Genomic DNA, 13,281 nt, shown 5'->3' on the forward strand with positions numbered 1-13,281 from the left:
CCGCTATTTGCGGCGGCGTGCGTAGACCTGATAGGCCAGCCACACCAGCACGCCGAGCGCTACTGCCACGGCCAGCTTGGTTTCCACGCCGTGCAGGCGTCCCAGCAGCGCTTCGATGGTCCGGCCGAACACGAATCCCAGCAGGCTGAAGCAGAGCGCCCAGATCATGGCGGCGATGGCGTTCAGCACCAGGTAGCGCAGGGCCGGCACCTTGGACACGCCCACGGCAACCGGCCCCACCGTACGCAACCCATACAGGAAGCGCAGCGCCAGTATGAATCCGTTGGGATATCGGTCGATGGCCGCCAGCGCCTTGCCGAACGCCGGCTTGGCGCGGATGCGCTGCACGTAGCGATGGTCGCGGTAGCGGCGGCCCAGCAGGAACAGCAGTTGATCCGCCATGAACGAGCCGGCGAACGCGCAGAGCATGACGTAGGGCAGATGGAACAATCCCTGGTGCGCCAGGAATCCCGCAAACACCACCACGCTTTCGCCTTCCAGGAAGGTCCCACCCAGCACGGCCCACAGGCCATAGTCCGCGATGAATTGATGCAGTTCCGCGTTCATGCTGTCCTTTCTTCCACGATGCGCGCGAGCGTCACCAGTGCGTGCGAGATCTCCGGCGTGATGCGTTGTCCGCAACTGATGCGCAGGAAGTGGTTGTAGCGGGCGCCATTGGAGAACATCGCGCCGGGCGCCACGCGTATCCCTTGCCGCAGCCCAGCCTCGAAGACGTCCATGCCCGACACGCCCTCGGGCATTTCCACCCAGAGCAGCATCCCGCCTTGCGGCACGCTCAGCCGCGTGCCCCGCGGAAAATGCGCGGCGATGGCCTCGGCGGTCAGGTCGCGCTGCGTCTTCAGTTCTCGCCGCAGCCGGGCCAGATGGCGATCGTAGGCGCGCGAGCCCATGTACTCCGCCACGGCGATCTGCGCCAGCGGTTCGTTGGGCCGGCTTTGCGCGAACTTCAGCATGGCGATCCGGGCTTTCCACCGGCCGCCCAGCAGCCAGCCCAGCCGCATGCCGGGGGCCAGCGTCTTGTGCATCGACGAACAATAGATGACGTTGCCCGTGGCGTCCCAGGATTTCGCCGCGGCCAGCGGGGTGTCGTCGTCGGTCAGTGCGCCGTATGTGTCGTCTTCAATGAGCGGCACCTGCTGGCGCTCGCACAGCGCCACCAGCCGCGCCTTGTGCGCGTCGGGCATAACGCAACCGAGCGGATTCTGGAAGTTCGGCACGACGACGACGGCGCGGATATTGCCGTGCGTCTGGAAGGCCAGGTCCAGCGCTTCGATCGACAGCCCGTGCTGGGGGCTGGTGGGAATCTCGAGCGCGCGCATGCCGAGGCTTTCCAGGATCTGCAGCAGACCGAAGTAGGCGGGCGATTCCACGGCGATGGTGTCGCCCGGCCGGGCGACGGCACGCAGCGCCAGATTCAGGGCCTCGATACAGCCATGCGTGACGATGACGTCGTCCGGCGTGGCGTTGATGCCGTTGGCCAGCGCGCGACGGGCCAGCACGCCGCGCAGGTCAGGATGCCCCTGGGGCGGTACCGGGCTGACCAGCACCTCGGGCGACTGCCGCAGTGCGCGCGTCATCGCCTGCTTGAGCGCCTCCATGGGATAAGCCTGGGGCACCGCCGCGGCCAGCGCAAAGTTGGCGCTGACCGGGTGCGCTTCACATTTGGCGATGAAGTCCGAAACCCTGTCGTGGATGCCGACATACTGCGCCGCGCCCAGGGTCTGGCGGATGTCCGGCTCGGCCACGGGCGGAATGCTGTTGCGGCGAGGTTTCAGCACGAAGTAGCCGGAGCGGGGACGGGCCTCGATCAGGCCATCGTCCTCGAGCTGGCGGCAGGCCTGCAGCGCCGTGGACAGGCTGACATGATGGGTGCGCACCAGCGTGCGGACCGAGGGCATGCGCTGGGCGGGGGCCAGCACGCCCGTCTGGATGGCGCGCCGGTAGTGATTGGCCAGGCGTAGGTACAGCGGTTGAGGTTCCATGCGCCGATCTTGCTCCCCGGGGTTGGACGGTGGGTAGGCACAGATGCAGGCAAAGTACACCATAACAGCCACAAAATCGACCCTCTGCATCGGTACAGAAAGCCGATTTTTGTGGCTGTTGCGCAAAGCAGGGCGCGCGTAGCCTGTGATGGTCCTTTTGGAGATCATCATGACCCCGCATTCCGACCCCGCCTCGCCAGGCCTTCGCCTGGATCTACCCGCCGGCGCCAGCCGGAGTTTCGTCCTGCGCGCAGGCGCTGCCGTTGTCTGCGTCGAAGGCAGCGTGCGCGTCGAGGAAGCGGCAAGCGGCCTGGAAGCCGCAGGCGGCCTGCATCGCGTCGTACCGGCCCGGCTCAACGCGGGCGAGGTTCACGGGGTGTCGTACGGCGGCGCGGTGCGCCTCACCGCGCTGGATAGTGCGCAGGTGATCTGCCTGAATTGCACCGGGCGCCTTGGCACGATCCTGCGCCACGTCGCCAATGTTTTTCGCGGTTTTCTGTCGAAAAACGGAAACATTCGCGTGGGTGCGCTGCACAAGATTTCAAAATGATGTATGATTCACACATCAGACGCGGGGTGGAGCAGTCTGGCAGCTCGTCGGGCTCATAACCCGAAGGTCGTAGGTTCAAATCCTGCCCCCGCAACCAGTTTCAAGCAGTACCCGGTCTCCCGGCGGCGCGTTTCAAATGCACCCTGCAAGACCGCAGTAAAAAAGGCCGCGACATTGTCGCGGCTTTTTTTTCGCCTGGCGATTGCGCTGGGTCATGCCCGGTTCGCGTCCGGAGTTTCCCGGGTGTCCGCGGCCGCACACGGCCGCAACCCTGCGCTACCATGGGCCACGCGCGCTACATTGCCGCACAGAAGGAGTGTCCATGGGAACCGCAAAATACGATCATCCCGGCTACGTTGCTGATACGGGCGCTGAGGGCAAGTACCACGTGGGCATCTGGTGCCCGCACGGGTATCCCGCCCACATCCATATCGGCCGTCCGGCCGACCGCGGCGATCCCTCTGCCTTGCTGAGGCTGCGCATCCCCGACGGCGTGTTCCAGTCGCTGCCGGACGATCCCGAAACCCTGTGCCGCCGCGCGCTGGGTCAGGCGCTAGATGCCGGCCTGCTGCGCAGCGTCGCGGTCGACGGCGAATATCAGGAACTGCGTTTCCAGCTCGATGCCGAGCCCTGGTCCGGCCCCATGCATGCGGCCGAACGCGCCTGACGTCATCCCCAGAACGCGGCAGTTACCCACAGGGATTGTGGAAAACCCTTGGGATAGCTGCTGCGTATATCAAATTTTTCCAGCAAAAACATAGGCTTGGCGCCTGCGGTCAAGAAATGGCCGCTGCGAGCCTTTCGGGACAAGGGAACGCGCAGATGCGACGCGCGCTCGCGGGAAGCGCCCTGACGCCGTGAGACAATCTGCGTCCCGTGGCTGCGCCGTCCTTTCGTCCCTTTTCCTTCCGACTTCTCCCGCATGCTCTCCGCCTTTTCCCGCTCGCGTCCCGTCATGAAGGCGACGGCGCCATGAGCCTGTCCGCCAAACGCGTTACCGTCATCGGGGGCGGCCCCGCCGGTCTCATGGCGGCGGAAAGGCTGAGCGAAGCCGGGGCGCAGGTGGACGTCTTCGACGCCATGCCCTCGGTGGGACGCAAATTCCTGATGGCTGGACGGGGCGGCCTGAACTTGACGCACAGCGAGCCCGCCGAGCCTTTCCTTGCCCGCTTTGGCGACGGCGCCCCGTTCGTGCAGCCATGGCTGCAGACGATAGACGGCGCCGGTCTGCGCGATTGGGCGCATGCGTTGGGTATCCAGACATTCGTGGGCTCGTCGGGCCGGGTGTTTCCGCAGGAGATGAAGGCGGCGCCGCTGTTGCGGGCCTGGCTTGCCCGGCTGCGCGGACAGGGCGTGCGGTTTCATATGCGGCATCGCTGGCTTGGCTGGCGTGGTGACAATCCCGGCGTGGACTTGCTGCGCTTTGCGACGCCCGACGGTGAAGCGCGCCATTCAGCGGATGCGGTCGTGCTGGCGCTGGGCGGCGGCAGTTGGGCCAAGCTGGGATCCGATGGCGCCTGGGTGCCGGATCTGCAGGCGCACGGCGTGCCGGTTGCGCCATTGCGGCCCGCCAACTGCGGGTTCGACGTGGACTGGTCCGATCATTTTCGCAGCCGCTTTGCCGGCCAGCCGGTCAAGTCCGTGGCCATGTCCTGCGGTGGGCCTGTCCGCCAGGGCGAATTCGTCGTGTCCGAAACGGGCATTGAAGGCAGTCTCGTCTATGCATTGTCCGCAACTCTGCGCGACCAAATCGAGGCCGATGGCAGCGCCGTGGCCATGCTGGATCTTGCACCGGACTGGCCGCACGCAAAGGTGATGGCGGCGGTGACGCATCCGCGCGGCGCCCGCTCGATGTCAAGCCATCTGCAAAGCCGGCTGGGGCTGACGGGGGTGAAGGCGGGCTTGCTGCGGGAATACGCCAGCGCCGAAGACTTCAAGGACCCCGAGCGCCTGGGTCAGCGGATCAAGGCCTTGCCGTTGACGTTGCGGCGAGCTCGCCCGATCGACGAAGCGATCAGCACGGCGGGCGGGGTGGCGTTCCAGGGACTGACGGCCGGGCTGATGCTCAAAGCCGTGCCCGGCGTTTTCTGTGTGGGGGAAATGCTGGATTGGGAGGCCCCGACGGGCGGCTACCTGCTGACCGCCTGCATGGCCAGCGGCGCATGCGGCGCGGCCGGCGTGATTGATTTTTTGAAAGGGACAGGCTTGAAAGGTCTGTCCTGAACCCGCATCCCTGAGTGTGCTGCGAGCCCCGGAAGATCAGGAACCCGTCGGGTGCGGCGCCATGCTCATCGGGGCGCGGGGCGCCAGATCGCTGACGACGTGACCAACCACCGGCGGCTCGCCTTCGGGCTGCGAGATGATGCCGATCACACGGGTGATGGCGCTGGCGGGAATGGTGGTGCCGTGGGCGGGATCCTGCACCAGTTGCCAGATCGTGGCGTTCGCCATGCCCGTGTCGCCCTCGGTCAGGTCGAGGTTGTCCAGGCAGTTGCGTGCAAAGGAAGACCAATCCGAAGCGTTGCACGGCAGACCGTGTGAGGTTGCCAAGCGGGCCAGGGCCAGCGGCGCGTCTGCCTGGCTTGCGGCGTGCTGGGCAGCGGTGCCCAGCGTGACGTCCAGGGACAGCAGGCGGAGAAACTCAACAACGTTGTCCGTGCTCATCTTGTAGTCTCCTTCCTTTGGGGGCTGTACTCTGCGATCGCCAGCCGGGCCGCTTGCCGGGCTGTCATCCCGGACCTTGTCCCAGCATCGACACCAGCGACTGCTTCAGGCGCGGCGAGAAAATCGGCACCGTATGCGCTACGCCGCTGCGGTCGATGCCTTCTTTGAGTTCGACTGACTGCCCCAGAAAAATTTCCGGAGCGGCAGAAATTTCGTTGTACCGCGCCAGCAATTCATTGACCTGGGCCTGCGCGTCCGCCAGCGTGCTGCTATCCGCCAGCTTGCCGGCGGCATGGGTCTGCAATATGCGATGCAGGTCGTCGATGAACAGCGCCAGGGCGGCCTGTCCGCGGCACTGGGGCTGTTCCCAGCCCCAGCCTTGCGGGCTGGCGCCAGCGGATTGTGATGCTTGTTTCTTCGTCATGTGCGCATCCTAATCCATTGGCGGCAAATACGCGACAGGCGAGAATGCGTCGCAAGTGTCACCGGCGCGTAAGGGTGGTGACGGTTTTTTGTCGGTGTTGTTACACGTGACCGGCTTGTGTCACCGAGGCTGCCTTTGAGGTATGCTGGGTTCGGTTTTTTCCATGCCCAGACAGGAGATGTTTATGAAGAACAAAGTCTTTCTCGTCATGATGCTTTCTATTGCTGCGCTGACGGCGGGTTGCAACACCGTCGCCGGGGCCGGCAAAGATATTCAGCGGGGCGGGGAAAAGATCGAAGGGGCCGCGGAAAAGCGGTAGGGCATCAGGCCCTTTGCCGTCATGACGGCGCAAGGCCACGCAGGAAGTGCCGCACTTGGGCACTTTCGGCGTGGCCTTTTTGCAGCCGCTGGCATAATCGCGAAAGTCCGAATAGCAATGGCGGGAAGAATCATGCGCAAGTCTGTATGGGTGGCTGTCACGTTGGCGGCCACGTTGGCCGGATGCGCCAGCACCGGGGTCTACGAGTCGGAAACCGCAAAGAAGGAAACCTTCAGCGTCGACACCAATTATCAGGCGGCATTCCGTCGAGCCGGTGAATACGTGCGCGCGTGCCATACGCAGGTCAGCCATCCTTATGGCGTCTCTTATGCCTGGCGCCATAGCCTGGGCGAGAAGGGCGCGCCGGACGAAATCCAGCTTTACAAGGTCGGCCAGCCGGCAACCGTGCTCGAACTGATTTCCGCGGAGGCCGATGGTCCCGCTACCTCCAAGGTGACCGTGACGGTGCTGGGCGAAGGGCGCTGGGACGAGGCCGAGATCGCGGCGGCGCGCAAGTCGATACAGAGCGCGACGCCGACGTGCCGTAGCGCGACCGGCGGCTGATCCATGGACGCCCGCGCCCAGCAGCTCCGCGCAAACGGCACGTCGTTCGCGCTGCTGGCCGGCGCGTTTCGTTTTCTGGGGTGGTTGAATGGCGGTGCCGCCCTGATCCTGGTCGGATTCACATTGGGCATCGTGGGGCCGGACATCGCCGCGCCCGATCTGCAGATTCCCCTGTTGTTTTTCCTGGCCGGTCTGGTGCTGGCCGGCTTGGGGGTGGCGTTTGCGTACCTGGCGCAGGTCAGCCTGTTGCGGCAAGGCTACAGCGGCCATCTGACGCGAGGCCACTGGCCCGCGCAATTGCTGGCGCTGATTTGCTTCGTGGCCAGCATGCTGGCCTTCTGCGCGGCGTGCTGGTTCGCGGCCGGACAGGCCGTGACGGCGGCACCACAGGCGGCGGCCTACGCTCAGCGGTAAAAACGCGGGTAAACCCGTGTGCGCAAAAATATTGGACTTGTGTAGATGGTCGGAATAATATGCGCACTGCGTATATAAATCCTCTTTTTGGGGCCCGTCATGAGCATCTCCCAGCAAGCCTTCCTGCGCGACGCCATGCGCCGCCTCAACCTCACCCGCGACGTGTTTGCCACGCGCATTGGCGTCAAGCGCCGGGCGCTTGATACCTGGCTTCTGCCTGAAGGTTCGCAGGAATTCCGCGCCATGCCGGAAGTCGTGCAGCGCTTTGTCAGCGAAATCGTGCAAAACGGTGTGCTGCTGGAAAAATATACGCAAAGCGTACAAGACGGTCCCCTGCGTGATCGCATCGCCGTTGAAGGCAAGAACCAGCTTCTGTCGGTAGACCAGTTCACCCGGGACTCCGTCGAAGACCTGTTCCGCGTGGCCGACATGATGCAACCCATCGCGCGCCGTCAGAAGGTCTCGCGCGTGCTGGAAGGCGCCGTGCTGGGCAACCTGTTCTTCGAGGCCAGCACCCGCACCCGAGTCAGCTTCGGTTCCGCCTTCTGCCGCCTGGGCGGCTCGGTGTGCGACACCACCGGCTTCACGTTCTCGTCGATGGCCAAGGGCGAGTCCATCTACGACACCAGCCGCGTCATGAGCGGCTATGTAGACGCGATGGTCATCCGCCACCCCGATCAAGGCTCGGTGGCGGAATTTGCGCGCGCCACGAACATTCCCGTGGTCAACGGCGGCGACGGCCCGGGCGAACACCCCAGCCAGGCGCTGCTGGACCTGTACACCATCCTGACCGAGTTCTCGCGCCTGGGTAAGTTGCTGGACGGCGCGCACATTGCGATGGTCGGCGACCTGAAATACGGCCGCACCGTGCATTCGCTCATCAAGCTGATGGCGCTGTACAAGAACGTGAAGTTTTCGCTGATCTCGCCCAAGGGCCTGGAGATGCCGACCTACATCGTCGAGCAGGCCAGCCGCAACGGCAACATCATCGAACAGAAGTCTTCGCTGGCCGAAGGTCTGGCCGGCGCCGACGTCATCTACGCGACGCGCGTTCAGAAGGAGCGCTTCGCCAACGAAGAGAACGAAGGCTACACGCCGGACTTCCAGGTCAACCGCGCCATCATCGACGCCTATTGCAGCCCCGAGACCATCGTGATGCACCCGCTGCCGCGCGACAGCCGCCCGGGCGCCAACGACCTCAGCGTGGACCTCAACCACGATCCGCGTCTGGCCATCTTCCGCCAGACCGATAACGGCATTCCCATCCGCATGGCGATCTTCGCCGTGCTGCTGGGGGTGGAAGGGCTGGTGCAGCATTCGCTGCGTGACGTGACGTGGCAGCATCCGTCGCATGTCGGTCCCGACGATTCGGTCTTCCACGGCCTGGATTGACGTCAACGGTTCTTGGCGGCGCCGCAAGCGCGGCCCCGCCGCGGTGAATTCAAGCATAATCCGCGCTGGTTTTTCGGGCGCGCGCCGCTGCCAGGCGCGCACGCCGTTCTTGGGCGGATGAGCTTATGTCTTCGAGCAGTACCGGTGTTCCTCCTGCAGCCCCCGCAAGGGCGGCCCCCGCAAACGCGGCCGGCGGCCAGGATTGCTACCTGAGCGCATCCAACGCGCAGGCCTGGGAGGCGGTCTATCAATCGGTCGACGCCGATACGCGCGGCCAGGTTGCGGCGGTGGTGTCGGACCACGCCACGCAGCTCGTCGATGCCTTCTATTCCACCTTGCTCGCCGATGCCGAGGCCGGCCCGCGGCTCTCGCATGAAATCGTGTCGACCCGCCTGCATCGCGGCATGACGCATTGGCTGAAGGGCCTGCTGTGTGTGCGCGACCAGGGCGACATCGACGTGCTGTTGGCCACGCAGAAAAAGGTCGGCGAGGTCCATGCGCGCGTCCACATTCCGATCCATCTGGTGATGGCAGGCGCCCGCATCCTGAAGAACGAGATTGCGCAGCGTCTGCGCGCAAGCGGTCTGGATGGCATGGCGACATCGGTGGCCACGCAATACGTCTGCAACCTGTTCGATCTGGCGATCGAGCAGATGAGCCGCGCATTCATGCGCGACATCAACCGCGGCGCGCGCAACGACGAGGCCTATCGCCTCTTCGCGCTGGGGCAGAACATCTCGACCGAACGCGAGCGCCAACGCGCCGCGTTGCTGGAGTGGAGTCAGGCGGTGCTGATCGGCCTGCATTACCGGACGCCGGAGCAGGCGCTGCCACGTCTGGCAGCCTCGGAGTTCGGTCTGTGGCTGCAGCACAAGGGCGCGGTGCTCTTTGAAAGCGCGCCGGCGCTACGCCAGATCACGGAGGCCGTGGCGCGCCTGGATGACACGGTGCTGCCGCGGATGATGCAAGGCAGCGGCCACGAACAGGAATCGCTGCCGGACCAGGTTCGTGAACTGCAAGAGCTGGTGGCGCGGATCAAGCATCTGCTCAACGGCCTGTTCGACCTGGTGGCCGAGATCGAGAGCGGCAGCGATCCGCTCACCAACGTGCTGAACCGGCGCTTCCTGCCGTCCGTCATCGGCCGTGAGATCTCGCTGGCCCAGCGTCAGCGGTCAAGCTTTTCGGTGCTGCTGCTGGATATCGATCACTTCAAGGCCATCAACGATGCGCATGGCCACGCGGGCGGTGACCAGATCCTGCGCCAGTTCGCAGAGGTCGTCCACCAGACCTGTCGTTCCAGCGACTTCGTGTTCCGTTATGGCGGCGAGGAGTTTCTGGTCGTCCTGGTGGACACGGGGCCCGGCGCCGCGCTGGCCGCCGCTGAAAAACTCAATGCCGAAATCCGCCGGCACCGCTTCATGCTTGCCGAGGCGGGCGCGCTGCAGGTGACGGCCAGCATCGGCGTGGCGACCTTCGATGGCCATCCCGACTACGCGTATCTGATCGATCGCGCCGACAAGGCGTTGTACAAGGCCAAGCAGGCCGGCCGCGACCGCAGCGTCGAGGCATGAAAAAGGGCTGCTCCGTCAGGGGCAGCCCTTGTTGCCGATGCGGGTAAGAAGGCTTAGATCTTCTTTTCGCCGCCCAGCGCCTCGACCAGCTCGGCCATCATCTTGGCCAGTTCGCCGGTCATCAGCATCATGTCGGAATCGAACTTTTCGTCGTCATTCGCGGCGACGCCTTCGTTGCCTTCCTTCAGTACGTCCAGCGGCGCCACGCGCTTGACGTCCAGGCCTTCGGTCAGGACGAACGACACGCGGTCGGCCCAGGTCATGGCCAGGCGCGTGCACTGCTTGCCGGACTGGATGTGGCGGCGCACGTCGTCGGCGTCGATGGAGTGCTTGACGTAGCGAATGGCCGCGCCGCTTTCGCCGGACGAGCGCAGCTCGGTGTCCTGGTCGATGGTGAAGTTGCTGGGCGCTTCGTCCTCGGCCAGCCAGCCGGTCATGGCCGACGCTGGCGATTGGGCGACGTACAGGTTTTCCAGCGGGAAGGGATCGACGCACTTGGCCAGCAGGCCGATGACTTCGTCGGCCTTGGCCGACGCAGCCGCGTCAATGACGAGCCAGTTGTTCTTCGGGTCGATCCACACGCGCGTGTCGCGATAGACGCTGAAGGCGCGCGGCAGAAGCTCGTCGGTGACGCGCTCCTTGATTTCCTTCATCTGCTTGCGGCCCGGCTTGTAGCCTTGCTGCTCTTCGATTTCCTGGGCGCGCGCCTTGGCGACCTGGTTGATCACGGTGCCCGGCAGAAGCTTCTTTTCAGCGCGCAGGCTGAGCAGGATCTGGCCATTGACTTCGTGGGCCAGACCGCCGTTCTCGCGCGGGGGCACCCAGCCCAGGCTTTGCATTTCGAGGTTGTTGCCGGACTGGTACGCATGCTTTGCCAGCGTGTCTTCAAGCTGATCGCCGGTCAGGGTCCAGGGCGAGGAGAGGCGGTAAATCTTGAGGTTCTTGAACCACATGAGCGTCGGCCAAAAGGGTTGATTCTATACGACACGGCGGCTTTGCCGAAGGGGCTGAGTACGCCCGCAACAGGCGACACGTTCTGTCACTGACAGCGATCAGCCTATCCGGTAATGTCCCGCGCACCAACGTGAGATTGGAGTAAATACATGAAAATCATTGGCGCGATCCTGATTGTCCTGGGCGTGGTTGCCTTGGCCTACAAGGGCTTCAGCTACAAGTCCGAGGAAACGGTCCTGCAGATCGGATCCGTGAAGGCCACCGCGGAAACCGAGAAGTCGGTTCCCATCCCGACGTGGGCAGGCATTGCCGCGATCGTGGCGGGTGTGGTCGCGATCGGCGTGGGCATGCGTCGTTGATCCGCGCCGGCCGCGAGGCCGGCCGTGTGCCATCGAAAGGCATGAAGAGGGCGGTCGCATTGCGGCCGCCCTTTGTCTTGGCACGAGCGGTCGCACGATCCGCGGCCACAAAAAAAAGCGGCCCGGCTCAATAAAGAGTCGGGCCGGTACGGGAGCACACAATGCCGCGTCATAAAAGGCTCGCGGGGAACGCGGCATCGGTGTCAGAAGAGCAACCCTGCAATCGTCTGACAGGGGGATCAATCGTCAGGCAATCTTGCGCAAGGCCGTAATCTGAGCGCTCAGTCTACTGGCGCCGGTCTGACATGGTCCTGAAAGTGCGAATAAAAAAAAAGCTCCCATAAGGAGCTTTTGAAAGGCCGGGCAGGCGCAGCAGTCCCGCCCGGCGGGGGATGGTCTATCAGGCGTTGATGTCGTTGTCCTTGGATTCGCGCACGAACAGCGTGCCGATGACCAGGGTCATGACCGCGATGATGATCGGATACCAGAGGCCGTCGTAGATGTTGCCGGTGGCAGCCACCACTGCGAACGCGACGGGAGGCAGGAAGCCGCCGAACCAGCCGTTGCCGATGTGGTAGGGCAGGCTCATCGACGTGTAGCGGATGCGCGTCGGGAACATTTCCACCAGCATGGCGGCGATCGGGCCGTACACCATGGTCACGTACAGCACCAGGATCGTCAGCAGCACCACGACCATCACGTTGTTGGTCTGGGCCGGATCGGCCTTGGCCGGGTAGCCGTGGCTGCGGATGGAGGCGGTCAGCGTCTTGTCGAGTTCAGCAACCTTGGCCTTGAACTCGGCGGGCGCCAGCGAGCGGCCGTCGAACGAGGTGAACTCTTCGTTGCCGATCTTGACGCGGGCCACCGAACCGGCCGGAGCTGCTTCGTTGCGGTAGTTCACCGAGTTGCGGGCCATGAACGACTTGATCACGTCGCAAGAGCTGGTGAACGACGCGGTGCCCACGGGGTTGAACTGGAACGAGCAAGTGCTGGGGTCCGCGATCACGGTGACCGGAGCGGACGCCTGCGCCTTTTCCAGCGCCGGGTTGGCGAAGTGCGTGAGGCCCTGGAAGATCGGGAAGTAGGTCGCGGCAGCGATCAGGCAGCCCGCCATGATGATGGGCTTGCGGCCGATCTTGTCCGACAGCGCGCCGAAGATCACGAAGAACGGCGTGCCCAGCAGCAGCGCGATGGCGATCAGGATGTTCGCGGTGTTGGCGTCGACCTTCAGCGTCTGCGTCAGGAAGAACAGGGCGTAGAACTGACCCGTGTACCACACCACGGCCTGGCCGGCGGTCAGGCCCAGCAGCGCCAGGAGCACGACCTTCAGGTTCTTCCATTGGCCGAACGATTCGGCGATCGGCGCCTTCGAACCCTTGCCTTCTTCCTTCATGCGCTTGAAGGTGGGGGATTCGTTCAGCTGCAGCCGGATCCAGACCGAGATGCCCAACAGCACGACCGAGATCAGGAACGGAATGCGCCAGCCCCAGGCCTTGAAGTCGTCTTCGCCCATGAACGTGCGGATGCCCAGGATGACCAGCAGCGACAGGAACAGACCCAGCGTCGCGGTGGTTTGAATCCAGGACGTATAGAAGCCGCGGCGGCCGTGCGGGGCGTGTTCGGCAACATAGGTTGCCGCGCCGCCGTACTCGCCGCCGAGCGCCAGGCCTTGCAAGAGGCGCAGGACGATCAGGATGGCGGGAGCGGCCAGGCCGATGCTCGCGTAGCTGGGCAGGATGCCGACGAGGAACGTGGACAGGCCCATGATCACGATCGTGACCAGGAAGGTGTATTTACGTCCGACCAGGTCGCCCAGCCGGCCGAACACCAGCGCGCCGAACGGCCGCACCGCGAAACCGGCCGCGAAGGCCAGCAGCGCGAAGATGAAGCCCGCGGTCGGGTTCACGCCGGAGAAAAAGTGTTGGGCAATGATGGCTGCGAGCGAGCCGTACAGATAGAAGTCATACCACTCGAACACCGTGCCGAGTGAAGACGCGAAGATGACCTTGCGCTCCTCCTTGGTCATCGGACGCGGATCCGCGGATGGACCGCGGCCTGCCATGGTAG

The 13,281-nt window shown here is 64.4% G+C and carries 15 protein-coding genes and 1 tRNA gene; 10 read left to right on the forward strand and 6 right to left on the reverse strand.

The window, feature by feature from the left end; translation table 11 throughout:
• Positions 1–3 precede the first annotated feature (3 nt).
• Together AB3147_RS07915 and AB3147_RS07920 are read right to left on the reverse strand one after the other, a co-directional pair.
• Positions 4–567, reverse strand: coding sequence for a DedA family protein (locus AB3147_RS07915; RefSeq protein ID WP_175138786.1), 564 nt, complete (start codon positions 565–567; stop codon positions 4–6).
• On the reverse strand, positions 564–2,003 hold the full coding sequence (locus AB3147_RS07920) for an aminotransferase-like domain-containing protein (RefSeq protein WP_218345105.1): 1,440 nt from the start codon (positions 2,001–2,003) through the stop codon (positions 564–566). The genes AB3147_RS07915 and AB3147_RS07920 overlap by 4 nt, the downstream gene beginning before the upstream one ends.
• Before the next feature lie 157 nt (positions 2,004–2,160).
• Here AB3147_RS07920 and AB3147_RS07925 point away from each other — a divergent pair, with 157 nt between their 5' ends.
• The 4 genes from AB3147_RS07925 (at position 2,161) to AB3147_RS07940 (ending at position 4,776) form a co-directional block, all read left to right on the forward strand.
• The gene (locus AB3147_RS07925) at positions 2,161–2,553 is read left to right on the forward strand and encodes a hypothetical protein (RefSeq protein ID WP_438860968.1); all 393 of its coding nucleotides are present in this window, start codon (positions 2,161–2,163) and stop codon (positions 2,551–2,553) included.
• Between the two features lie 20 nt (positions 2,554–2,573).
• Positions 2,574–2,650: transfer RNA gene (locus AB3147_RS07930), tRNA-Met, on the forward strand.
• Positions 2,651–2,875: 225 nt separating this feature from the next.
• Positions 2,876–3,220 (forward strand): hypothetical protein, encoded by a 345-nt coding sequence (locus AB3147_RS07935; protein WP_175124648.1) that lies wholly within the window; start codon positions 2,876–2,878, stop codon positions 3,218–3,220.
• A 305-nt stretch (positions 3,221–3,525) separates the two neighbouring features.
• Complete coding sequence (locus tag AB3147_RS07940) at positions 3,526–4,776, forward strand: TIGR03862 family flavoprotein (RefSeq protein WP_367351693.1); 1,251 nt, start codon at positions 3,526–3,528, stop codon at positions 4,774–4,776.
• Between the two features lie 36 nt (positions 4,777–4,812).
• Here the strand turns inward: AB3147_RS07940 and AB3147_RS07945 are convergent, their stop codons facing one another.
• Positions 4,813–5,217 (reverse strand): hypothetical protein, encoded by a 405-nt coding sequence (locus AB3147_RS07945; protein WP_175124646.1) that lies wholly within the window; start codon positions 5,215–5,217, stop codon positions 4,813–4,815.
• Between the two features lie 64 nt (positions 5,218–5,281).
• The gene (locus AB3147_RS07950) at positions 5,282–5,641 is read right to left on the reverse strand and encodes a hypothetical protein (protein ID WP_175124645.1); all 360 of its coding nucleotides are present in this window, start codon (positions 5,639–5,641) and stop codon (positions 5,282–5,284) included.
• A gap of 184 nt (positions 5,642–5,825) precedes the next feature.
• Here AB3147_RS07950 and AB3147_RS07955 point away from each other — a divergent pair, with 184 nt between their 5' ends.
• The 5 genes from AB3147_RS07955 (at position 5,826) to AB3147_RS07975 (ending at position 9,901) form a co-directional block, all read left to right on the forward strand.
• The gene (locus AB3147_RS07955; RefSeq protein WP_105241420.1) at positions 5,826–5,960 is read left to right on the forward strand and encodes an entericidin A/B family lipoprotein; all 135 of its coding nucleotides are present in this window, start codon (positions 5,826–5,828) and stop codon (positions 5,958–5,960) included.
• 132 nt (positions 5,961–6,092) lie between these two features.
• Positions 6,093–6,524, forward strand: a complete 432-nt coding sequence (locus AB3147_RS07960; RefSeq protein ID WP_175124644.1) for a BPTD_2524 family lipoprotein — start codon at positions 6,093–6,095, stop codon at positions 6,522–6,524.
• A gap of 3 nt (positions 6,525–6,527) precedes the next feature.
• Entirely contained in the window at positions 6,528–6,938 is a 411-nt protein-coding gene (locus AB3147_RS07965) for a hypothetical protein (RefSeq protein ID WP_367351694.1), read from the forward strand.
• 99 nt (positions 6,939–7,037) lie between these two features.
• On the forward strand, positions 7,038–8,330 hold the full coding sequence (locus AB3147_RS07970) for an aspartate carbamoyltransferase (RefSeq protein WP_056322519.1): 1,293 nt from the start codon (positions 7,038–7,040) through the stop codon (positions 8,328–8,330).
• A 125-nt stretch (positions 8,331–8,455) separates the two neighbouring features.
• Positions 8,456–9,901 carry a diguanylate cyclase gene (locus AB3147_RS07975; protein ID WP_367351695.1) on the forward strand — a complete coding sequence of 482 codons (1,446 nt, stop codon included), beginning with the start codon at positions 8,456–8,458 and terminating at the stop codon, positions 9,899–9,901.
• Positions 9,902–9,954: 53 nt separating this feature from the next.
• Here the strand turns inward: AB3147_RS07975 and AB3147_RS07980 are convergent, their stop codons facing one another.
• Entirely contained in the window at positions 9,955–10,854 is a 900-nt protein-coding gene (locus tag AB3147_RS07980) for a recombination-associated protein RdgC (RefSeq protein WP_056567374.1), read from the reverse strand.
• Between the two features lie 150 nt (positions 10,855–11,004).
• Here AB3147_RS07980 and AB3147_RS07985 point away from each other — a divergent pair, with 150 nt between their 5' ends.
• Positions 11,005–11,214, forward strand: a complete 210-nt coding sequence (locus AB3147_RS07985) for a hypothetical protein (protein ID WP_056322527.1) — start codon at positions 11,005–11,007, stop codon at positions 11,212–11,214.
• Between the two features lie 400 nt (positions 11,215–11,614).
• On the opposite strand, the gene AB3147_RS07990 is transcribed toward AB3147_RS07985, so the two are convergent.
• Positions 11,615–13,276, reverse strand: coding sequence for an MFS transporter (locus tag AB3147_RS07990; RefSeq protein ID WP_370633080.1), 1,662 nt, complete (start codon positions 13,274–13,276; stop codon positions 11,615–11,617).
• Positions 13,277–13,281: the final 5 nt, after the last annotated feature.

This window comes from Achromobacter animicus (genome assembly GCF_040775605.1).
GTDB lineage: Bacteria > Pseudomonadota > Gammaproteobacteria > Burkholderiales > Burkholderiaceae_B > Achromobacter > Achromobacter animicus.